The organism is Sphingobium lactosutens (assembly GCF_013393185.1).
Taxonomy (GTDB): Bacteria; Pseudomonadota; Alphaproteobacteria; order Sphingomonadales; family Sphingomonadaceae; genus Sphingobium; species Sphingobium lactosutens_A.
Map to the genome: position 1 here is coordinate 40,362 of NZ_QJQX01000063.1, position 21,294 is coordinate 61,655.

Sequence of the window (21,294 nt, forward strand, 5' to 3'; positions counted from 1 at the left end):
ATGCTCCACCCGATGATGATCATATTTAGGGCATATCGGCTATCGCAACCGAGACGGACTGCCGCTCGACTATGTCGTGATCGAAAATCTCGTCGCTCACCCTTGCCGACCGATCGACATTGCCGAGCGCGGCGATCAGGCATTGGGTCGCGCGAAAAGCCATGTCTTCCACCGGCTGCCGGATCACCGTGAGAGGGGGCCAGATCCGCGACGCCAGGATCGTGTCGTCAAAACCCGTCACCGCCAGATCGCGCGGCAATTGCAGGCCCATCTGGTTTGCCTGGGATATGACACCGGCCGCCAGATCGTCGCTGCTGCAAATGATGGCCGTCGGCCGATCATCCCGGTCCAGTAGCGCCTGTGCTGCAGCAATACCCGACGCATAGTCGAACTCTCCATGCTGCACGAGCAGACGTGCTTCCTCGGGAATGGCATGCCTGCTCAATGCGGCGCGGAAGCCATCGAGCCTGGCAGATACGACGCTGTAATGATCGGGGCCGGCGACATAGGCGATCCGGCGGTGGCCATGGGCGATGACACGTTCGGTAATGGAATACATGGCGGCCCGGTTGTCGACCCGGACCGTCGTGACGTCAGGCATGGCCGTGCCCGTCGCGATCGCCGCCAAGGGCACGCCCAACGTGGCGAGGACCGGGGATCCGCTCAACTGTTCGGCAAAGGGCGGAATGAGCAGAAGCGCATCGGCGCCGCTGCGCACGAGTTCCTGGGCGATCCGTTCCGCTTCGCCCCGAGTTACGCCCTCGCCATCGCGCAGGATCAACTGGAGACCATGCGCATTGGTCGCGCGCAGCGTGCCTACCAGCACTGCATCCAGAAAGGGCGTGCGCCGGTCACTATAGATCAGACCGACGGTCGTCGCTCGCGCCTTGGCCAGTCGGCGCGCCGCCAGATTGGGTACATATCCCAGTTCCGCTATTGCCGCCCGGACTGCCTCGACCGTGGTGGCGCTTGCTCGGCCGACACCGTTGATGACGTTCGACACCGTCATGGCGGACACGCCAGCCTTTTCCGCCACCGCACGGATCGTTACGCCACTTCGTTTTCGTCTCGCCATCACCATTGCCCCCGGCCCCCTGATAGCGGGTTTCGGCTGGCGTCATAGTAGCGAAACGGACCAGACAAGGATCAGGCCGCTCCTGCCTTGAGCGACTTGACCGCATGATCCACCGCTCGCACGGTCAGGGCCATGAAAGTCAGTGAAGGATTGACGCAGGAAATCGACGCCATCTGCGCACCGTCCGTGACGAACAGGTTGGACGCATCATGCGCCTGGCTCCATTTGTTGAGTACCGAAGCGCGGGGATCGGCTCCCATGCGCGCGCCGCCCATCTCATGGATCGCGTCACCCGGTACATGCTCTTTCACCTTGCTCTCGACATTGGTGAGACCTGCCGCGCGCAGCATTTTTTCGCCCTGTTCGCGCGCGTCCGCCATCATCCGCAGTTCATTGTCGCGGAAGGTGACGTTGAACCGCATCAGTGGAATGCCGAAGCGGTCGGTCTTGTTCGGGTTGAGCGCGACATGATTATCCTCATAGGGTAGGCATTCGCCGAATGCGCCCATCTGGAACTTCCAGCCGCCATAGCGGCGCATCCCTTCCTTCATCGACGCGCCGAAGCCGACCGGCTTGGACGGTTCGCGATAAGCCCCGCCCTGATAGCCATAGCCACGGCGGAAGCCGACATCCTCATCCTTGCCGATGTTGCGGAAGCGCGGGACGTAGATGGCGCCGGGTCGGCGGCCGAATTCGATAAATTCCTCCATGCCGGGGATGTCGCCCTTCACGCCGACGCGGAAGATATGGTCCATGACATAGCGGCCCAGCGTGCCGCTGGAATCGAAATGGCTCCGCTCGCTGCCCTGCGCGCGCGAGTTCATCAGGATCTGCACCGAACCAAGGGTCGAGGCATTGAGGAAGACGAGCTTCGCGGTCACGACTTCGGCCTGACCGGTCTTGGCGTCGACGAAGCGGACACCCGTCACTTTCCGGTTCGCAGGATCATATTCAAGGTTGGTGACGACCGCGTCGGACCGCAGCGTGAGCCGTCCCGTCGCCCGCGCGGCGGGCAGCGTGACCGCCTGGGTCGAGAAATAGGCGCCGAAGGAACAGCCATTGCCGCACTGATTACGGAACTGGCATTTGGTCCGGCCCTGCTCCGGCTTGTCCTCGGTCATGTTGGACAGGCGGGCGTTGATCATCTTGCGGCCGGGAAATTCCTGCTCCAGCCGCTGCTTCATCCATTTTTCCGCGACGTTCATCGGCATGGGTGGCTGGAACTCGCTATCGGGCAGATAAGAGAGATTCTCGCGCGATCCGGACACGCCGATATATTTCTCGACATAGCTGTACCAAGGCACCAGATCATCATAGCCAATCGGCCAGGCGCCATTGATACCCTCGCGCTTGTTCGCTTCGAAGTCCTCCGCGCTCCAGCGGAAGCTCCAGCGCCCCCAGATCAGCGACTTGCCGCCGACCGCAGCCGGGCGGATCCAGTAGAATTTGCTGCCCTCCCCATAATCATAGGGGTTCAGCCGGTCATTATTGTAGAAGGCCTGATTGCTCGGCGCGACATAGCCGTGCTGGGCGATGAAATAGTCGCTCTCGCGCAGCGTGTCCGGCATGATGTTGCGCGCCGGCACGTCATAGGCGGGCCGCCCGTCATAGGTATAGCCTTCGCCATGCTCGACCATATGGCCGCGATCGAGCATCAGCACGCGCAGCCCCTTTTCCGTCAGTTCCTTTGCAGCCCAACCGCCGCTGATGCCCGAACCGATGACGATCGCATCGAACCTGTCCGTCGAAGCCATGATGATCCTCTCCTAAAGGATGTCGTTCAGAAACGCAGCGCGCGCAGCGTCTGGAAGCTTTTGGTGATGTCCGGGATATAGGGCGCGGGCGACTGGTCGTTTTCGACATAGAAATGCCGCACCCCTGCAAGCGCATTCAGCTTGAAGATGGCGGCGAAGTCGATCGTACCCAAACCCACCGAGGTCATGCTGCGGTCGGCGCGCATATCCTTCACATGATAGGAATAGATGCGTCCGGCGAGGCTGCGGATCAGCGCCTGCACATCCTGCCCGGCATGGACGGCCCAGTAAATATCCAGTTCGATCTTCACCAACGCGGGATCGCACGCCTTCACCAACCGATCGAACAGGCTGACGCCACCGGGTTTCACGGTAAATTCGAAGTCGTGGTTGTGATAGGCGAAGCCCAGTCCCGCCGCCTTCAACTGTTCGCCGAACCGATTGATGTTGACGAGCGCGGCGTCCCACGCCTCAACATCGCGATGCTTGTCGACCATATAGGGAAGGACGACCGTGTCCGCGCCCAGGGTCTTGGCCATGGCGACGCTGGCGTCGAATTTCTCCAGCAGCGCGTCATAGCCGATATGAAGGGACGGGCATTTAAGGCCCAGTCGATCCATCGTCTTGCGCAGCAGGGCATGGTCCATGGCGTCATAGCCGCCACCGCCATATTCGACCTCGCGATAGCCGACCTTGGCCACCTTTTCCAAGGTCGCGACCGGATCAGCGGAGAAAAGCTCTCGCACCGTGTAGAGTTGCAGGCCAATGCTGCGGAGCTGCGCGGCGCGGGCGGTTCCGGTGATGAAGGGCTGGCTGGCGAGTGCGGCAAGACCGCCGGCGCCCAGCATCATGGAGCGACGATTGATGATCATGCGGAATAGACCTTGTTGACCTGGGAATAGGGGAAGGCGCCATTATATTCGCCCGGTATCGGCAAATATTCACGTTCCTGCGTGATACCGATCTCTGACGTATAATAGCCGACAATAACCATCTGCCGGAAGGCTTCGAAAAACTCCTCGCCGTCCGGTAACTCGTCGTTCATCGCCAGCGTGATCAGCGCGTCCTGCTGCTCCGGCGTGGCCTTCACCGCAGGCAGCTTGTAATCCTGCCGGCTGCGCGCGTCGATTTCGGCAAGGCCCGACAGGATCGGCCCGCGATCTTCCGCCACCGCCCAGTCGGCCAGCAGCTTTTCGATATAGGCGGGCACACCCGCTGCGATGGCGCCGGGCGTGTCGGTCGTCGGGATGATCCGCTCGCACAGCGCCGTCATCAATATGCGTTGATCGGGCGTGAAGACCTGAATGCTGGGTGCGCCCTGGTCAATGACCGGGATGGCGGCGGCGGGGGCAAGTCCTGCCGCCCGCGCTAGCGGCGCGAAAATCTGCGCGCCGAACATGGCGACGATGCCGCCGAGCGCATGTCTGCGATCCATCATTGTCCTGCCCCTTTCAGATCCTGCGCGATGGCTTCTTCCGGCAAGGGCCGGACCCAGATATTGCGGAACGACACCGGCGAGTCATGATCCTGCAACTGGATCGGCGCCTTGTCGCCATGCGACTGATATTGCGCAATCTTGCGCCAGGCGGTCGTGCCCAGCATCGCCTGATGGTTCTGCACCAGCACGCCGTTCAGCAGCACCGTCACATAGGCCGGCCGCGTCAGGCTGCCATCCGTTGCGAAATGCGGGCGTTCGAAGATGATGTCGTAGCTTTGCCATTCGCCCGGTTTGCGCGACGGGTTCACCAGCGGCGGCTTCCACGCATAGACCGCGCCCACCGTCCCGTCTGCATAGGTCGCATTCTGATAGCCGTCGAGGACCTGCACCTCGTAGCGCTGCATGAACCAGATGCCGCTATTGCCTCGATCTTGCGAGCTTTTCTGCGGCGGGTTGGGCGAGCGGAACTCCAGATGCAGTTGGACGTCACCAAACTCCTGGCGGGAGATCAGGTTGTTCTCGCCGCCACTTTGTGCACGGGAGGGAATGGTCAGCACGCCCCTGTCCAGTGTCCATGGACCGCGCTCGCCGCGCCAGGCATCAAGCGATGTGCCGTCGAACAGGATGATCGCGTCGGACGGCGCGCCGCCTAGTGCGGCGGGAGGCGTGACCACCGTCGGCGCGGGACGGTCGGGATCATGGACATGCCAGTTGCCGCCCGGCAGGATCGGCGTGTCCTTGAAACCCGGCCTGTCCTGTGCATGAACCAGCGTTCCGGCCATCAGGCCAGCCGCCATCGCCATGCCGATACGGATGCGCTTCATCCTCTCGCTCCCTTTATATTGTGTCGATTGCCCGATAGGCGGCGATCAACCGATCCTCGCCCGCGCGTCCTTCCACCGAATTGCCATGTTCCATGCCGATCACACCGCCATAGTTGCGCGCACGCAGCCAGCGGACGATGTTGGCATAGTTGATCTCGCCCGTTCCCGGCTCTTTGCGGCCGGGATTGTCGCCGAACTGGAGATAACCGACCTCCGCCCAACAGGCGTCGAGCGTCGGGATCAGATTCCCCGACTGGATCTGCTCATGATAGAGGTCCGCCAATATCTTGACGCCCGGGCTGTTGGCGCCTCGGGCCACGGCGTAGCCCTGAGCGATTGACTGCATGAAGACGCCGGGATGATTAGTCCGGGTGTTGAGTGGTTCCATCACCAACACCAGCCCATGCGGTGCGACGATATCGCCGGCACGGCGCATACAGTCGATGATCCGCCCCATCTGGATTTCTTCCGGCACCTTCCTGTCCATGAAACCGGTGACGACTGTCATATGCTTCGCATTGAGGCGCTTGGCGACTTCGACCGAAGTGCGAACATCCTCCAGAAACGCATTCCGATCCGCATCGTCATTGGCGCCCAACACCGGCCGGAAGTCCGCCCATTTGGGCATGCTGGCGACGAAGACGCCCATGGCCATGCCCCGCTGTGCGAGCACACGCGCCATCGCTTCCTGTTGCTCGATCGGACGCTTGCGCGCCTCATTATCCTCCCAGGCGCGAAAGCCCTGATCGGCGGCGTAGGCGATCTGTTCCAGCAGACCGCCGCGGCTGGCGAAGCTGCCTTCATGCGGGGCATAGCCCAGCGAGAAATGCGCGGCGTTGGACGCGCCCTTGCCCGCAGCCGCCGACAGGGCCTGAGCGGCGACCGTGGCAAGCCCGGCAGCGATCATCGTGCGTCTCGAAATGCTCATGCCACACCCTCCGCAACACGCGCCGCGCGTCGATTGGCGCGCCGTTCCGCCAGCCAGATGAAACCGAAGACCAGCAGCAGCGTCAGCGGCACGAAGGTCAACCGGGCAAAGGACTGGGATGCCGCTGCATCCTCCACCGTGCGCAGCGCCGCGCCGCTCAGCCTGGTGAAGGCTTCCGGCCCACCGGCAATCTCCACCTTGGCCTGGTCGAACATCTCGCCGAGGCGCGGCAGCACGAAGAAGCTGGCGAGCGCGCCGGCCGATCCGACCAGCCCCAGCGCCCAGGCGTCGCCGCGCGGATAGCGCTCCGCCACCGATGCCAGCATGGTCGGCCACATGGCGCAGACACCCAACCCCCATATGGTCGAAGCGAGAATGGCAGACATGGGCGACTGCGCCTGCGACAGCAGGAACAGGCCGATCGCGGCGAGCAGGCTCGATACCCAGAGCAAACCGGGATTGGAGAGGCGACCAGCAATCCGGCCCGCGAAATGGCGGAAGACGAACATCAGCGCGCTGACATAGACCAGCAGCAATATGCCGCGCATACCAACGCGATTGCTGAGCGCAACGTCGATCCATTGCCCCGGCGCGAGTTCGGATGAGGCAGTCAGGAACATCGCGCCGAACCAGATGAAGAAACTGGGACGGCGCACCACTTCCAGCATCATGTCCTTCATCCCCCGGTCGCTGACTGCCTTGGGCGGTTCGGGAAAGATGGTTGTCGCCGCGATCAGTATCACACCGATGGCGGGAATGAACACCAGCGCCATGATCGCCTGCCATGGCAGGATGGACGCCAGGAACACGCCGGCAAGCCCGCCGACGATCAGCCCGCCCGGATACCAGGCGTGCAGCACGTTCAGCCGGTGCGTCGTGTCTTCAGGATAAAGGCGGGCGGTCAGTGGATTGATCGACGCTTCGGCAAAGCCCCAACCGATGCCGCTCAGCAACATGCCAAGCCAAACCAGATGATAGATCGCCATGCCGCTGGCCAGCGTACCGGCCGCAACGATCAGCGTCGTTCCGATCAGGAAGGCGACGCCGCAGCCGATCAGCACCCGGCGAACGTGCAATTTGTCGAGCAATGCGCTGACGACGAAGACGGTGATCGAAAAGCCGAGAAAGGCGGAGCCGAGCGCCGCCCCGATCAGTTCCCCTGCCGCGATCGGCGCGATTGGATCGATCCATTGCGCCTTGAGGCTGCTCGCCACGGCCGCGCGCAGGGATGCGCTCATCGATGCGGTGAAGAGCGCCAGGACGCTCAGCCAAAACAGCCTCTGCCGGTTGATACCCATCATACCCGCTCCTCTACCCTGTGCCCCCGTTTGATGCTTATTATCGGGGTGATGTTCGCGTCGCTGTCAGGCCAGTCCCAGCCAGCGCCGGTTATTGGCGGGATCGCCACCGCCTGCAAAATCGTCGAAGGCCCGTTCCGGACGGCGGATCATGTGTGCCTCGATAAAGGGCGCGCCTTCGCGCGCACCGTCCTCGGGATGCTTCAGGCAGCATTCCCATTCCAGCACGGCCCAGCCATCATAGCCATATTGGGTCAGGCGCGAGAAGATGCCGGTAAAGTCGACCTGCCCGTCACCCAGCGATCGGAAGCGGCCAGGACGGTCGGCCCAATCGGCATAGCCGCCATAGACGCCGGCGCGACCGGTCGGGTTGAACTCCGCATCCTTCACATGGAACATCTTGATGCGGTCATGATAGATGTCGATGAACTGGAGATAGTCCATTGCCTGCAGCACGAAATGGCTGGGATCGTAGAGGATGTTGGCGCGCGCATGGCCGCCGACCGCTTCCAGGAAGCGCTCGAAGGTCAGACCGTCATGCAGATCCTCACCCGGATGAAGCTCGTAACAGAGATCGACGCCCTCTTCCTCGAACGCATCGAGGATCGGAAGCCAACGCCGCCCCAGTTCGGCGAAAGCCTCTTCCACCAACCCTGCCGGACGCTGCGGCCATGGGTAAATGAAGGGCCAGGCAAAGGCGCCCGAAAAAGTCGCATGAGCCTTCAGCCCCAGCCGACGGCTGGCTTTCGCCGCCAGCTTCAACTGCTCGACCGCCCAGGCCTGTCGCTCGGCCGGCTTGCCGCGCAATTCGAGCGGCGCAAAATTGTCGAAGGCTGCATCATAGGCCGGATGCACCGCGACCAACTGCCCCTGCAGATGGGTCGACAATTCGGAAATCTCGACGCCCGCCTCGCGACAACGCCCAGCCAGTTCGTCACAATAATCCTGGCTTTCCGCCGCCAGCTTGAGATCCATGCAGCGGGCATCGTTACTAGGCACCTGAATGCCCTTGTAACCCGCCTGCGCCATCCAGCGCGCGGCATTCTCCAGCGTGTCGAACGGGGCCGCATCCCCCATGAATTGCGCCAGAAAGATCGCAGGACCACGCATAGCGTTAGGTGTCGTCATTTCAGGCTCTTGAGATAGGCGATGATCGCAGCGCGCTTGGCCGGATCAGGCGTTGCGATCGGCATGCGCGTTCCGGGCACCTTCTTCATCGGCGCCGCCAGGAAGTCGTTCAGCGTCTGATCGTCCCAGCGCAGCCTGGACCCTTTCAGCGCCGCCGAATAAGTGAAACCGGGCAGCGCGGCCGCAGGACGACCGGCGACCCCATTCAGATTGGGACCAAGGCCGCTCTTCGCATCCTTCTGCACGGTGTGACACACACGGCAGGCATTAAAGGCTGGAGGCGGCGCCTGCGCCATGCTCGGCGCGACATACATCATCGCGGCGCTTGCACCGATCGATATCAGGCTGAGGCTTGCTACCCTGCGCATCCCCGACTCTCCATATTATTGTTCCGTCTATCATTTACCGGTAAATCATGACAGATCAAGACCAAGAATGATCGCGCTAACGTAAATCGACAGAGGAGGAGAGAGATGCGGAACCAGCCCTTTCGTTTAGCCATGGTCGGGGGCGGCGAAGGCGCCTTCATCGGCGCTGTTCACCGCGCTGCCGCTGCACTGGACGGCGACTGGCGTCTGGTCGGGGGCGCCTTTAGCGGCGACCCCGATCGCAATCGGCGATCGGGCGATATGCTGGGGATCGATCCTGACCGAACCTATGATTCGCTCGACACGCTACTTGCAGGCGAGAATGCGCGCCCGATAGGCGATCGTGTCGATGCCATCGCCATCGTGACACCCAACCATCTTCATGCCCCCATGGCGATCGCGGCCCTGGATGCGGGTTTCCACGTCTTCTGCGAAAAGCCGATGGCGATGAGCGTGGCCGAATCGCGGCTGATTGCGCAGGCGGCCGCGCGATCGGGATGCCAGTTCGGCCTCGCCTTCACCTATAGCGGCTATCCGCTGGTCGAAGAGGCTCGCGCACGGGTGGCGCGTGGCGACTTCGGCCGGATCCGACTGGTGCAGGTCGAATATTCGCAGGGCTGGCTGAGCCAGGCGATCGACCGCGACGGCAACAAGCAGGCCGAATGGCGCACCGACCCCGCACGCGCAGGGCTGGGCGGATGCCTGGGCGACATCGGCACGCACGCTTTCCATCTGGCCGAACATGTATCGGGATTGTGTGTGGAGGAACTCTGCGCCGACCTGTCCATCCATGTCGAAGGCCGACGACTGGACGACGATGTCAGCGTATTGCTGCGCCTGAGCGGAGGCGCGCGCGGCGTGCTGAAGGCGACGCAGGTGGCGGCTGGCGACGAAAATGGCCTGAAGTTGCGCATCCATGGTGAGCATGGCGGGCTGGAATGGTCGCAGATGGAGCCGAACACGCTCACCCTGCGCTGGCTGGATCGCCCAGCCGAGATGGTGCGCGCCGCCGGCCCCGGCCTTTCGCCGTCCACCGTTCCCCGGCTGCGCACGCCGAGCGGGCATCCGGAAGGCTATATCGAGGCTTTCGCCAATCTTTACCGCGCTTTCGCTGCACGAATACGGTCTGGGGAAGCAGCCGCGGAAACCGCCAAGGGGGGCGCCGACTGGTGTCCGTCGATCGCGGACGGACTGCGCACCATGGCATTTGTTGAAACCGTCATCGCCAATGCGGCGGGCGACAGCAAATGGACGCCGCTGGCAGCGGATTGAGCAATGACGGGAGCGCGACTGTTACGGATCGCGCTCCCGTCCATCTGATCAGTGCCCCTTTGCGGGCAGCAGCGGGTTGATCGTCTGAATCGTCCCGTCGGGATTATAGTGAAGTTCCGTCACCTTCACATTGCGCAGACGCGTCTGCCCCGATAATTGCGTGTCGGCGTAGAAGAGCCACCATTTGCCATTCCATTCCACGATCGAATGATGGGTCGTCCACCCTTCCACTGGCTCCAGAATGCGCCCCTTGTAGGTAAATGGACCATAGGGGGAATCACCGATCGCATAGGCCAGATAATGGGTGTCACCGGTCGAATAGCTGAAATAATATTTGCCCTTATATTTGTGCATCCACGACGCCTCGAAGAAGCGGCGGTCATGGTCGCCACCCAGCAGCGGCTTCCCCTTGTCGTCCAGTATCTGGACAGCTTTGGGCTTCTCGGTGAACTCCAGCATGTCTCCGGTCAGTTTGGCGACGCGGGGCGCGAGCGCAGGCTTGTCATCCTGTTGCAGGTCGGTCTTCGACCCGTTCGGATCATATTTGCCGTCGATATTGCGCTGAAGCTGGCCGCCCCAGATACCCCCGAAATAGACATAACTCTGCCCGTCATCGTCGGTGAAGACGGCCGGATCGATCGAATAGCTGCCCTTGATCGGCTGCGGCTGCGCCTTGAACGGACCCATCGGATCCTTGGACGTGGCGACGCCGATGCGGAAGGCGCCTTCCTTGTCCTTGGCCGGGAAATAGAGATAATAGGTACCATTCTTGTAGGCCGCATCAGGCGCCCACATCTGCTTTTCGGCCCAGGGCACATCCTTGACGTCTAGCGCCACGGGACCGACCGTCACAGGCCCGCCGATCTTGTCCATCGACAGGACATGATAGTCGCGCATCTCGAAATGGCTGCCGAGATCATCCTCGGGCGTCGGGCCATCGATATCATGACTGGGATAGACGTAGATCTTGCCATTCCACACATGGGCGGACGGGTCGGCGGTATAGATGTCCTTGACCAGTGGCTGCGATAGATATTCGGATGGATCGCGCTTTTCCGTCCCAGGCTTCTGGGCGTCATGCGGCGCCTGTTGGCACGCTGCCAAGGCCAGCCCCAATGCCAGGGGTATCGTGCGTCGCTTACTCTTCATCTGTCCTCTCCTCTCGCCGGGCAGAACTGATAGCGCTATCATATTCTTTTCGCAACGATGCCGTTACAACAGCAAACTGGCCGATCGGACGTTGCCGATACGACCACCGGCCTGCGGCCCTCATGAAAGGGGCGGGGCGCCGTAAGGATCGGCTGCCCCATTCAGCCGAATGTCGATCCGGTCGAGCAGAAAGCCGGGATCGATGGCGTGGATCTTTATATCATGCCGGCCTTTGCGCAGTTGCGGGATCGCGATGCGCCGTTCGGCCGTGTTGCTGAGCACATTCTGCTTCCACTCCTCACTGCGGCCATGCGTCTCGAAATCGAGAATCTGCATCGGGCCGTCATCCACCTGGATCCCCAGCCGCAACCCATTGGCCGAGGTCAATGGGTGAGCCGGAAGCGCGATGACGCGCAGTTCGGCATCGGTCTGATCCGCGATTTCGAAAGCGTAATGCAATGGCTGCGCCGCTTCGAGACCCATGTGCGACGGCAAGGCGAGCCTGGAACGCAACGCCACCTGACGCGATCCCAGTCCTGGAATTTCTTCCCACTCATCGCTGGTGGCGATCGCGGAAGCCGCGGTCAACGACAGGACGTGATCGATTTCGACGGGGAGATTTCCGTCCGTCCGACGGATGTATCGCCCCGCTATATCGACTGTTTTCCCGCCGCATAGCAGGGTCCCAAAGTCAATCGCCGACCTGCCATCATAGGATAGCATGATCCGTTGCTGATAGCCGTTATCGAGAGTCAAGCCGCCCGCGCGCGCAGTCGAAGCAAGCCCCCGCTGATCCGACAACCGCCAGTCCGTAGCCACACCCCATCCATAAATAGTCAGCGCGTGGCGAGCAGGTCGCCCCTCGACGAAGGTCAGTTCTGATGCATCCACCGCACAGCCGGGCTTCGTCGGGAATTCCGCCTGAGGAAAAGCCGGTTTGGCAAAGACAGGCAGGTTTCGTGGCGCCATGTCCATGATGCCCCGCCACTTGCCGCCTCGCTGGCCGTTATAGGCCGCTGTGTCGGCCACGATGCGCGCATGCGCCGCCTCCGCTTCGCGCGCCAGCCGGTTCGCCACCGGCCTGCCCTGCCGGGCGTAGAGCGCAGCCAGATCAAGCTTGAGGTTGCGTTCATTCAGGCTGGCCGCTCCGCGGACGGGATACAGTACCAGTTGGAAATAGGCATCCTTCCTGTCGGGTGCGATCTCGGCAGCCAGCGCCTCCGCGCGGCCGACGAGATCGGCATAATGATCGATCCGTCGTTGCGCCTCCTGCCCGCCTGTGCGGATATAATCGCCGATCCTGATCGATGTGGTGGGTTCAACCTGACTGAAGCCCATGAACTCCGGCCGTCGTTTGAACGCCAGGTCATAATAGTCGGTCAGAATGTCGGCGATCCTGCCGGACACCGTCGCATCAAACTGTCCTACCAGCCATTCGGCCAGATGATCTCGCGGCTTCTGCGCGAATATTCGGTGGTCGAACGCCAGATCGAGGAAATATTGAGTCAGATATTCGCCAGGCTTGATATCGCCGACATTGACCATCCACAGTCGACGCGCATCCATTTGCCAGGCGCGATCCATCTGCTCGCGGATCAGGGCAGGATGCGTCGTCGCCAGCCAGAGATAATCATGCGGGCGGCCCCAATAGGAAATATGATAATAGACGCCCGACCCGCCGCTACGTTTCCGCTCCTGCGGTGTCGGCAGCCGATGGATATAGCCATAATTATCCTCCGGCCAGACCAGCGTGACATCATCGGGAACCTTCAGGCCCAGCGAATAGAGGTCGAGCACTTCCTTGTAGAGCGTCAGCGCCTGCGGAACCTGATCGACCGGTTTCGCTTGCGCCTTGGCCAGTAGATCGCGCTGGACGGCAATAGCATCGGCCATCGCATCGCGCGCAACCTCCGGGGTTTGCGCTCCTTCCATCGCGGAATCATGCTTGCCGCGCAAACCTACCGTATAGATATTTTCGAACGATTTGACCGCAGTGACACGATCGCGCCAATAGCCGATCATATTATTGCGATTGCTGAAGAAATTGAATGGCCCCTGGCTCGTTTCGTCCCATTCGCGGACATTGTTGCGCATCAGCGGTTCTGCATGGGAGGTGCCCATGACGATCGCATAGTCACGCGCCGTCTGCGCATTGCCGGCTATATGATAGAAGGGGCGTGTGCTGTCATGCATGGCCGGCCAGATGAGGTTGGCCTTGAGCCGCCACATCAGCTCGAAAATCCGGGCATAGGTGCGGGGACCGATGTCGCCGACGTCGGGTTCGAACGTCTTGGCCGCCCAGGGTTGCAGTCCCCAATCCTCATCATTGAGGAAGATGCCGCGATAGCGAACGGATGGAGTATTCGACAGCCGATAACGACCATCGACGGCCAGCCGGTCCAGCTTGCGCGGCGTCACGTCGGCCCACCATTCCCAAGCGGACACCCCCATCTCGCGCGTCAGATCGACCGTCCCCCAAATCGCGCCGCGCACGTCCGATCCGGCGATGATCAGATAACGCCGGGTCGGTCGGCTACGCGACGGCAACATAACCCGCACATAGCGTTCCCACTGTCCGGACAGGGGCGCCAGATCAAGGCCGGTATCCCGGGCGACGGCATCGATCAGGGACGATTGCCGGTCCGCGATGACGACGCACAGATTTCCGCAATCTCCCATGTCGGTCGACTGCCGCGGCTGCATACCCGTCACCTTGTCGAAGTCATTGGCCAGCATGTTGGCCGCCAGCACGAATGCGCGGTCCTTTCCATGCAGGATGGTAGCGGCGTGGCGGCCATCGAACAGAAGCGCATCCTCGGCCGACGCCGACGCCGCAAGTTGCAACCCGCAGAAAGCCAGGAGCAAAGCTATCCCACGCCTTGATATCGCACGAAACATCTCCGTCCCCTCCCCTGCTTGTGATTACATCTTCAGCCGAAGCTTAAGGCGCTTTCTCATACTTCTCAATGTGGAACATATTTTCATATGATGGATAATACGACCATTCCTTGCTTGACGAGGCCGGCCTCCATTCGCAAAATTAGTCGGACAAATGGGGAGGGCGCATAATGACGATCAGGCGAATGTTTTTGTGCGGGATGGCCGCGATCAGCATGCTGGTTCCGGGTGCGTCGTCGGGGGCGACGCAGTCACCCGGTCCAACGAGCGATGCACGACTGATCGTGGACACCGACAAGCCCGGTCCGATCATAGACCCCAATATCTACGGCCAGTTCGTGGAACATCTGGGACGCGGTGTCTATGAGGGCATCTGGGTCGGCTCCGACTCTTCCATTCCCAATGTCCGCGGCATCCGCAGCGATGTCGTCGCTGCCCTTCGCAAAGTGCATATTCCCGTGATCCGCTGGCCAGGAGGATGCTTCGCCGATGGCTATCACTGGGCGGATGGCATTGGCCCTGCCAACCAGCGGCCACAGGGCATCAACGCCGCCTGGGACAAGTCAGCCGAAACCAACGCCTTCGGCACGCATGAATATATGGATTTTCTCGACCAGATCGGGGCCGAGGCCTTTGTGTCGGTCAATGTCGGATCGGGCAGCGTCAGGGAAGCCGACGACTGGATGCGATACATGACCGCGCCGACCGCCAGCCAGCCGGGCAGAAGCCGCACCGCCAATGGACATGCCGAACCATGGGCAGTCCCCTTCATCGGCGTCGGCAATGAAAGTTGGGGCTGCGGCGGCAACATGACCGCCGACAGCTATGCCGCGACCTTCCGCAATTATGCCAGCTTCCTGCGCAGCTATTCGGGGGAACGGGCGAAGCTGATTGCGGTAGGGGCCGATACGGACGATTATGACTGGACCGATCGTGTCATGGCACAGGCCATGATGTGGCGCCCCCATCCGACGCCGCTCGCCTATACGACCGACCAGCCGCTTATGTGGGGGCTATCGTTGCACTTCTATACCTTCGCCGGCAATGACTGGCGCAACAAGGGACGCAATATCGGCTTCGGCACGGCCGAATGGGCTGCGGCGCTGGCGCGGGCCAACCTGACCGACGAGTTGATCCGCCGTCATTCGGCTATCATGGACAAATATGATCCCGACAAGCGCGTCGCCCTGGCGGTGGACGAATGGGGCGCCTGGTTCCAGAGCGAGAAGGATGCCCCATCGCAACTCTATCTGGAAAGCACGCTGCGCGACGCGGTGATTGCAGGACTGAGCCTCAACATCTTCAACCACCACGCCGATCGGGTACGGATGGCCAACCTTGCGCAGATGGTGAATGTCATCCAATCGCTCATCCTGACCGACGGCGCAAAGATGGTGGTCACGCCTACCTATCATGTGTTCGATCTGTACAAGGTGCATCAGGGTGCCGCGCTCGTGCCGACGGAAGTGCAGGCGCACGCCTATGTCGAGGGCGATACCCGCCTGCCGGGCCTGAGCGTGTCCGCATCGAAGGACAAGGCAGGCAAGTTGCACATGACGCTCGTCAATCTCGATCCTGCCCGGGCGAGCACTGTCTACATCACGCTCAGGGGCGGAAGATGGCGCACCGCGACCGCCCAAACACTTACCGCCGACCGCATCGATACCCGCATAAGCTTCGATGCCCCCGATCCCTTCATCCCCAAACCGTTACCCGCGCGGATCGTCCAGGATCAGGTGGAACTGAAGATTGCATCCAAGTCGGTGACACTCCTGGAGATCAGTCAATAGCGGCCGACGATGGCGAGCCTGTCCCAACCGAGGGTGCTGCGGAAACTCTCACCCCGCTCCTCGAATGCCGCGCTCATTCAGCCAGAGGGACAGTCGGACAAAATTCAGCGACCGGAAAATCGCCATTGGGCGTCGCAATCTCCCCCGCGAATTCGAAACGGCATTGCGGCGCCAGTATATCCATGGCGACGGCCTGGGGCCAGAGCGCCCATATACTGCCGGCAGGCGCGGCACGGGCCAGGACAAAGGCCAGGCGATCCTCGTCCGGCACTTCGTCCCCGGCCAACGCAGCCGTATGATATTCCAGCCCCAGCCTGCATTCCGGACGAGCGCTCACCATGGCTTGCGCAAGGTGGATCGCCGTCGGCAGATCATCCAGCTCCAGGAAAAACATGTCGTTCACCGGATGCTGCCTCTCCAGATGGCGGAATGCACCGGGCAATAGAAAGGGGGATGATGAGGCAAGCAATATCCGGTTCACGGCCATGTCGAGCGCTCCCGCCTTTGGCGGGATCGACTGGTCCAGAACAACGCGATGCAAGGGGAGGCCCCGTGCCTGCCACACTATGTCCGACGCCATGAAGACACCGGATCGCCGTCCAACATTCAGCGCAACCGCGTGCGTTGCAAAGGCGCTGGCACGCCGCAAGGCCAACCCCATGGCAATTTCCGCCCCTCTGGTGATCGCCGCCTCGGACAGGTTCATGATGCTCTCCGGCGCCTCCAGACTCGCGGCGCCATCGATCAGCCGGTCAAACCGTTGTCGCCATCGTTCACCAAACCGGATCACGGAGGCATCGCGAAAGACGTCCAGGGCCGTCGGCAGGACGACATGCAGTTCCGCGCCCCGGGCGACCGCCAGTTCGGCGAGCAATATGTCCGCTCCCGCGGCCAGTGCCCCGTAAAGCGCGCCAGGACGAATGTGGTCGAGCGCCTCGCCGATCTTGTGCCGAGCCTCCTCCTCATCGTCCGGTACGCCGATGATGCCGCTGAAATACAGGCTCGGCGGGGGACGCAAATGATCGAACAAGTCGGCCGATCGCCCCGTCAGCGTCAGGATCTGGCGGAATTGCCGCAATGTCGCAGCATGATCTTCCCAAGCTTCCGGCGCACGGCTTATTGCCTGCTCCAGCGCAGCCCTGCTCGCGGTCTCGTCCCCAAGCAGCAGATGCGCCTCGGCCATTGTGGCGGCAAGCCAATAGCGGGTTTCGGCTTCATGGTCGCCGCTTTCCAGCAGCGCGAGGACGTCGCGGGCAAGGCGTGCGGCATGATCCGGCCTGCCGTTGAGAAAAGCGACCGTGGCGGCGTTGATCAGGGGATAGGTTGCGCGGCGCCCCTTCCCAGCCTGCATATAGGCATTCTGCGCCTGCGACAGCAGAGTGGCGCGATCGTTCCCCCCGCTACACAGGGCACGATCCTTCAGCAGGCGCCCCTTGAGGCTCAGCGCTTCCGGGTCGTCAGCATCGAGGAGGCCGGACTCGCTGAACATCCGCCACGCGCGGAGCGTGTCGCCTCCGCGCGCAACCGTGCGTATCCGGGCCAGAACCGCAAAAGTCATGCTGTTTCCATTCCCCAGATATGACGCTCAGTCCTGCTTTGGCGGCGGGTTCCTGATGTCGGGGTCGATCGACAGTGCAATCCATTGAAAATCCCCGGCAGCGGTTTGCTGCAAAAGATCGATATTGATGTTGAACCCATGCCGCGTCCCATATTTGCCACCCCGGTTGTAGCGGGCGCGAAAGCGGAGGGTCTTGTAACGATCCAGTTTCTCGTCATAATCATCATATTCCACCCCGCCATAAAAGGAAGCCAAGGATTCCTTGGTGGTGATACCTTCAAGATCTTTCGAGAAATAAATCTGGTCGCCAACCAGCACGATCTCCACAAGTGAGTCCTGCGTGATAGCAATATAAGGGCAGCCCGGTGCGTCAGGCTGCTCATAACGCAGCGCGATCTTCTCATTTTCAGCCTTGAAAATGACATTGAAACAAATCGGTTTTGCGCCATCGCACAACTCGACGGGCGCAAGTGGCGCAAGTCCGTATTGCGTATAGTTCAATGTAGACATGAGTTACTTTCCAGTGGTTTCTAAAGGTTCCGACAGCTTGGCCTGCCAAACTCGCCAATCCTTATTCGCCGGATCGGACGCGACGAGCCTGTCCACATCCTTGCGCGCCTCCTCCCTCAACGACTCCGCACGCGGCTTCTGGCCAATCTGATACAGAAGTTGCGACATGGAGTAACGCGCGAGCATCCAGTCCTGCACATAGGTCGCATTCTTCGGATCTTTCCGGATCAACGCTTGCAAAATGGCGCCTTGCTGCTGCCGTTGCTTCAGCGCTGCATTCCTCTCTCCCCTCATACGCAGGGCATCCGCCATCCATGCATGCCGATTGGCCAGGTCCGCGGCCACCGCCTGATCGTCGGGCATCATCTGGCGCACGCGCTGCATGGTTTCCAACGCCTGGCGGCAGCTATCCAGATCAGGTGTTCGACGATGCCCTTCATCGATCGCGATCGTGCAGATATTGCCTTGCGCATAGCTTAATTCCCGCCAGTATTTCTCATTCTCCGGCTGAAGATCGACGAGTTGCCGGGCGAGCACGCCATAGGCCCGGAAACGCGGGAGCGCCGCGTCATTACGATGCCGCAGGAATTCGACATAGCCCAGCCAGAATTCGCTCTGGGCATGTGCGAATATCCGTACTGGGTTATGAGGCTCGGCGGACATCAGTGCGCGGGTCACGCGATAGGCTTCCCGGAACTCGGCCAAAGCAGCTTTCTCGTCGCCTCGCTTGAGGTCATCTTCCCCCATGGCTTGCAGAATGCGCGCACGGCGGTCGAGCGAATCTCGTGGAAGCGCGGCGAGATCGGGCTGGTCGGCATAATAATTCAAGGCACGCCTGTTGACCGTCTGGAGAATGTCGAGCCGCCCCACGCCTCTCAACTTTTCCCGCAGATCCGTGAACATGAATTCGATCAATCCTTCCGCCTGCTGCCGTTGCTTTTCCGCCTCGCTTCTCGCCCGGGCGACGAATATCAACATCGCCGCCATGAATAGAGCAAGAATAACGGCGAAAAATGTGACGCCAATCACGCGCCGGAGCTGGCGCTGCGCATCCCGCTGAATGATCCGGTCGAGGCCCACACCCGTAAGACCGGCCACGATCTTCAACCGGGCAAGCCTGATGCCATCATGATTTGTCCGAAAATCGGCCGCGATGGGTTCATGCAACACCCCATCGGCGTCGAGCGCGAACAGCGAAGAAGGGAAACTGTCCTCAGGCTCCCCTTCGATCAGCGCGGCGATGACAGGGCGATCAGGATGCAGTTCACGAAACAGAGCGATTTCTGCATCCACCCAGCGCGAAGCCCTGGCGGCCGGAGAACATATTATGACCAGCGCGTCCGATCGCGACAGGGCTTGCCGAACCTCTCTGTCGAGGCTGGAGGCAGCCGGCAGTTCGGTACGATCGCGAAAAATCGGCGCCAGCCGATGGGGAACGGTTCCCAATGGCGACTGAGTGCCAACCAGGCGTGCAGGAAGGCGATAGGCTTCCAGCCATCGATGCAGCCTGGCGGCCGTGCGCTCATCGACATGGCTGTAGCTCAGGAATGCGCGATAGGTGGAAAGGCCGGGCGTTTCAGGATCAGTGCTGCCTGCTGTCATGCGAACCAAAGACTCCGGGAATCATGTTCTTGCCAGATCCCGAACAGACACCAGTCACCGGTTTTGCCCTGCGACGATGGCAAGAGCAGGAATTTTCTCCTGCTGCCGGGATCGAAAGAGATGCTGGACAAAAATCGACTGATTTTCACATCGGCCTCGGCGGAAAGCCATTGCAGCATCAGACCGTCATCGCCCGGCCCGTGACACGCCATAATCTATTTCATTGCGACCGCCACCCCCAATTACAAGGAGATATGGGGTAGCGAAAGGCGTCGTCCAAGTCACGCCGCAACCGGCCGGCTCATGTCGCGCCGGCGGGACTATGCTATTTCGTTATGCAATGCGCCATCGGTCGGCAATAGCAGCGTGACGAGCAGCCCCGGTTCCGCATCGCCCAGAATGAGGTCGCCGCCATGCAGGCGCGCAGCAGCCGTCGCCAGCGAAAGCCCCAGTCCGGCACCCGCGATATGACGCGACGCATCCAGCCGCGCGAACCGCTTGAGCGCCTCCGCGCGGCGCGCCTCCGCGATGCCGGGTCCGTTGTCCGCCACACAGAGACATATCCTCGCCGCTTCCCGACGCGCCGACAGTCGAATATTGTCGCCGCCATATTTCAGGGCATTGTCGATCAGGTTCGACAGGAGTTGAGCGATCAATTCCCGATGCGCCAGGATGACAAGATCGGGCGCTGCGTCGACGCTGATCGTCACGCCCTTTTCCTCGGCGACCGCGCCATACATGTCCTGAAAATCGTGCAGCATCGCCGCAACATCCAGTGGCGCGAAACTGTCGCGGCCGATCCCCGCCTCTGCCCGGCTGATCGTCAAAGCGGTGTTCAGCATTTTTATGAGCGTATCGCTCTCCTCCAGGGCGCGCTCCATGGCGTTGATGGCGATGTCCTCCCGGCTCTTGTTGAGCGCATTTTCAATGACCGCGCGCTGGCGCGTGAGCGGGGAGCGCAGATCATGGGCAAGGCCGTCCGTCACCAGTCTCAATTCGCCGACCAGTCCGGTGATCCGGTCGAGCATCCCGTTGATCGCACGGGCAAGAGCATCGAACATGTCGCCGCTGCCCGTCAGCGCGATCCGTCTGCCCATGTCTCCCGTACCGATCGCCGTTGCAGTGTCGATTACCGACCGCAGCCGACGACGGATGATCATAGCGGATAACCAGGCAGCGCCGCCCGCAAGCGGCATGGCCAGCAGCACCGCGCTCACGAGCGCCGTCTCCAGAAAGCCGCCGAAGCGCATATCATTTTCGACGACATGGCCGGTCAACAGGCGCGTGCCGTCGGGAAAACGTGTGCTGACCAGGCCGACCACTTCCGGCTCCCGCCCGCGCTGGTCGTTACGCAGCAGATTGGCAAGATGCCATTCTTCGGAAGCACCCACACCTGTCGGCCAGCGATTGAGATTGCCCGCAACTCTCTCTCCACGCGGAGACAGCAGCAGGATCACGGTCTGTCCGGTACGATCGTTGGCGATCCGGTTGCGGACGGTGGCGCCCGCCGCCGCAAAGCCGGCGGCAGCGTAGGTAGCGGCGATGTCGTCACGCAGCCCAACCGCCACTTCCCGGCTGGCATGGTTCACGGATCGTCCGGTAAACTGGTGCACCGCCCACAGCGCCACCAGCACGCAAGCGATCTGCATCAGGAAGATGAGAGCGGCAAAGCGCCATATAACGGAATGACGCCAGCGCATGA

Annotated in this window: 18 protein-coding genes; 3 read left to right on the forward strand and 15 right to left on the reverse strand. The window is 61.5% G+C overall.

Annotation, left to right across the window (positions count from 1 at the left end; genetic code table 11):
- Window positions 1-25: 25 nt before the first annotated feature.
- The 9 genes from DM806_RS18240 to DM806_RS18280 form a co-directional block, all read right to left on the reverse strand.
- Window positions 26-1,075 carry a LacI family DNA-binding transcriptional regulator gene (locus DM806_RS18240; protein ID WP_179044589.1) on the reverse strand — a complete coding sequence of 350 codons (1,050 nt, stop codon included), beginning with the start codon at window positions 1,073-1,075 and terminating at the stop codon, window positions 26-28.
- Window positions 1,076-1,146: 71 nt separating this feature from the next.
- Window positions 1,147-2,829: a GMC oxidoreductase gene (locus DM806_RS18245; RefSeq protein WP_179044590.1), complete on the reverse strand. Its 1,683-nt coding sequence runs from the start codon at window positions 2,827-2,829 to the stop codon at window positions 1,147-1,149.
- A gap of 26 nt (window positions 2,830-2,855) precedes the next feature.
- The gene (locus tag DM806_RS18250; RefSeq protein ID WP_179044591.1) at window positions 2,856-3,701 is read right to left on the reverse strand and encodes a sugar phosphate isomerase/epimerase family protein; all 846 of its coding nucleotides are present in this window, start codon (window positions 3,699-3,701) and stop codon (window positions 2,856-2,858) included.
- Window positions 3,698-4,267 (reverse strand): gluconate 2-dehydrogenase subunit 3 family protein, encoded by a 570-nt coding sequence (locus DM806_RS18255; protein WP_179044592.1) that lies wholly within the window; start codon window positions 4,265-4,267, stop codon window positions 3,698-3,700. Before DM806_RS18255 ends, DM806_RS18250 begins: the two co-directional genes overlap by 4 nt.
- Entirely contained in the window at window positions 4,264-5,091 is an 828-nt protein-coding gene (locus DM806_RS18260) for a 3-keto-disaccharide hydrolase (protein ID WP_179044593.1), read from the reverse strand. The genes DM806_RS18255 and DM806_RS18260 overlap by 4 nt, the downstream gene beginning before the upstream one ends.
- A 13-nt stretch (window positions 5,092-5,104) precedes the next feature.
- Window positions 5,105-6,019 carry a hydroxypyruvate isomerase family protein gene (locus DM806_RS18265; protein ID WP_179044594.1) on the reverse strand — a complete coding sequence of 305 codons (915 nt, stop codon included), beginning with the start codon at window positions 6,017-6,019 and terminating at the stop codon, window positions 5,105-5,107.
- Entirely contained in the window at window positions 6,016-7,320 is a 1,305-nt protein-coding gene (locus tag DM806_RS18270; RefSeq protein WP_179044595.1) for an MFS transporter, read from the reverse strand. The genes DM806_RS18265 and DM806_RS18270 overlap by 4 nt, the downstream gene beginning before the upstream one ends.
- Before the next feature lie 63 nt (window positions 7,321-7,383).
- Window positions 7,384-8,445: a sugar phosphate isomerase/epimerase family protein gene (locus DM806_RS18275; protein WP_256869380.1), complete on the reverse strand. Its 1,062-nt coding sequence runs from the start codon at window positions 8,443-8,445 to the stop codon at window positions 7,384-7,386.
- Window positions 8,442-8,813 carry a c-type cytochrome gene (locus DM806_RS18280; RefSeq protein ID WP_256869381.1) on the reverse strand — a complete coding sequence of 124 codons (372 nt, stop codon included), beginning with the start codon at window positions 8,811-8,813 and terminating at the stop codon, window positions 8,442-8,444. Before DM806_RS18280 ends, DM806_RS18275 begins: the two co-directional genes overlap by 4 nt.
- A gap of 105 nt (window positions 8,814-8,918) precedes the next feature.
- Between DM806_RS18280 and DM806_RS18285 the strand changes: the two genes are divergently transcribed.
- Window positions 8,919-10,085, forward strand: a complete 1,167-nt coding sequence (locus DM806_RS18285; protein ID WP_179044596.1) for a Gfo/Idh/MocA family protein — start codon at window positions 8,919-8,921, stop codon at window positions 10,083-10,085.
- Window positions 10,086-10,133: 48 nt separating this feature from the next.
- Here DM806_RS18285 and DM806_RS18290 read toward each other — a convergent pair whose 3' ends face one another.
- Window positions 10,134-11,234: a glycoside hydrolase family 43 protein gene (locus DM806_RS18290; protein ID WP_179044597.1), complete on the reverse strand. Its 1,101-nt coding sequence runs from the start codon at window positions 11,232-11,234 to the stop codon at window positions 10,134-10,136.
- Between the two features lie 120 nt (window positions 11,235-11,354).
- Window positions 11,355-14,099, reverse strand: a complete 2,745-nt coding sequence (locus DM806_RS18295) for a glycosyl hydrolase 115 family protein (protein WP_256869382.1) — start codon at window positions 14,097-14,099, stop codon at window positions 11,355-11,357.
- Between the two features lie 233 nt (window positions 14,100-14,332).
- On the opposite strand from DM806_RS18295, the gene DM806_RS18300 reads away from it, so the two are divergent.
- On the forward strand, window positions 14,333-15,922 hold the full coding sequence (locus DM806_RS18300) for an alpha-N-arabinofuranosidase (RefSeq protein WP_256869383.1): 1,590 nt from the start codon (window positions 14,333-14,335) through the stop codon (window positions 15,920-15,922).
- 73 nt (window positions 15,923-15,995) lie between these two features.
- On the opposite strand, the gene DM806_RS18305 is transcribed toward DM806_RS18300, so the two are convergent.
- From DM806_RS18305 to DM806_RS18315, 3 genes are read right to left on the reverse strand one after another with little or no spacing between them, the layout of a single operon-like run.
- Window positions 15,996-17,480 (reverse strand): TRAFs-binding domain-containing protein, encoded by a 1,485-nt coding sequence (locus DM806_RS18305; protein ID WP_179044600.1) that lies wholly within the window; start codon window positions 17,478-17,480, stop codon window positions 15,996-15,998.
- 27 nt (window positions 17,481-17,507) lie between these two features.
- Window positions 17,508-17,990: a nucleotide synthetase gene (locus tag DM806_RS18310; RefSeq protein WP_179044601.1), complete on the reverse strand. Its 483-nt coding sequence runs from the start codon at window positions 17,988-17,990 to the stop codon at window positions 17,508-17,510.
- A 3-nt stretch (window positions 17,991-17,993) separates the two neighbouring features.
- Window positions 17,994-19,592, reverse strand: a complete 1,599-nt coding sequence (locus DM806_RS18315; RefSeq protein WP_179044602.1) for a toll/interleukin-1 receptor domain-containing protein — start codon at window positions 19,590-19,592, stop codon at window positions 17,994-17,996.
- A 23-nt stretch (window positions 19,593-19,615) separates the two neighbouring features.
- Here DM806_RS18315 and DM806_RS18320 point away from each other — a divergent pair, with 23 nt between their 5' ends.
- Window positions 19,616-19,855 carry a hypothetical protein gene (locus DM806_RS18320; RefSeq protein WP_179044603.1) on the forward strand — a complete coding sequence of 80 codons (240 nt, stop codon included), beginning with the start codon at window positions 19,616-19,618 and terminating at the stop codon, window positions 19,853-19,855.
- 57 nt (window positions 19,856-19,912) lie between these two features.
- On the opposite strand, the gene DM806_RS18325 is transcribed toward DM806_RS18320, so the two are convergent.
- A complete protein-coding gene (locus DM806_RS18325) occupies window positions 19,913-21,292 on the reverse strand; it encodes a sensor histidine kinase (RefSeq protein WP_256869384.1) in 1,380 nt (459 codons plus the stop codon).
- Window positions 21,293-21,294: the final 2 nt, after the last annotated feature.

What these genes read in the sequence shown, in the direction of transcription:
- DM806_RS18260 (WP_179044593.1), bottom strand. Translation starts at nt 5,091, where the DNA reads ATGAAGCGCATCCGTATCGGCATGGCGATGGCGGCTGGCCTGATGGCC.
- DM806_RS18265 (WP_179044594.1), bottom strand. Translation starts at nt 6,019, where the DNA reads ATGAGCATTTCGAGACGCACGATGATCGCTGCCGGGCTTGCCACGGTC.
- DM806_RS18270 (WP_179044595.1), bottom strand. Translation starts at nt 7,320, where the DNA reads ATGATGGGTATCAACCGGCAGAGGCTGTTTTGGCTGAGCGTCCTGGCG.
- DM806_RS18285 (WP_179044596.1), top strand. Translation starts at nt 8,919, where the DNA reads ATGCGGAACCAGCCCTTTCGTTTAGCCATGGTCGGGGGCGGCGAAGGC.
- DM806_RS18290 (WP_179044597.1), bottom strand. Translation starts at nt 11,234, where the DNA reads ATGAAGAGTAAGCGACGCACGATACCCCTGGCATTGGGGCTGGCCTTG.
- DM806_RS18300 (WP_256869383.1), top strand. Translation starts at nt 14,333, where the DNA reads ATGGCCGCGATCAGCATGCTGGTTCCGGGTGCGTCGTCGGGGGCGACG.
- DM806_RS18280 (WP_256869381.1), bottom strand. Translation starts at nt 8,813, where the DNA reads ATGCGCAGGGTAGCAAGCCTCAGCCTGATATCGATCGGTGCAAGCGCC.
- DM806_RS18275 (WP_256869380.1), bottom strand. Translation starts at nt 8,445, where the DNA reads ATGACGACACCTAACGCTATGCGTGGTCCTGCGATCTTTCTGGCGCAA.
- DM806_RS18250 (WP_179044591.1), bottom strand. Translation starts at nt 3,701, where the DNA reads ATGATCATCAATCGTCGCTCCATGATGCTGGGCGCCGGCGGTCTTGCC.
- DM806_RS18325 (WP_256869384.1), bottom strand. Translation starts at nt 21,292, where the DNA reads ATGCGCTGGCGTCATTCCGTTATATGGCGCTTTGCCGCTCTCATCTTC.
- DM806_RS18315 (WP_179044602.1), bottom strand. Translation starts at nt 19,592, where the DNA reads ATGACAGCAGGCAGCACTGATCCTGAAACGCCCGGCCTTTCCACCTAT.
- DM806_RS18320 (WP_179044603.1), top strand. Translation starts at nt 19,616, where the DNA reads ATGTTCTTGCCAGATCCCGAACAGACACCAGTCACCGGTTTTGCCCTG.
- DM806_RS18255 (WP_179044592.1), bottom strand. Translation starts at nt 4,267, where the DNA reads ATGATGGATCGCAGACATGCGCTCGGCGGCATCGTCGCCATGTTCGGC.
- DM806_RS18310 (WP_179044601.1), bottom strand. Translation starts at nt 17,990, where the DNA reads ATGTCTACATTGAACTATACGCAATACGGACTTGCGCCACTTGCGCCC.
- DM806_RS18245 (WP_179044590.1), bottom strand. Translation starts at nt 2,829, where the DNA reads ATGGCTTCGACGGACAGGTTCGATGCGATCGTCATCGGTTCGGGCATC.
- DM806_RS18240 (WP_179044589.1), bottom strand. Translation starts at nt 1,075, where the DNA reads ATGGCGAGACGAAAACGAAGTGGCGTAACGATCCGTGCGGTGGCGGAA.
- DM806_RS18305 (WP_179044600.1), bottom strand. Translation starts at nt 17,480, where the DNA reads ATGACTTTTGCGGTTCTGGCCCGGATACGCACGGTTGCGCGCGGAGGC.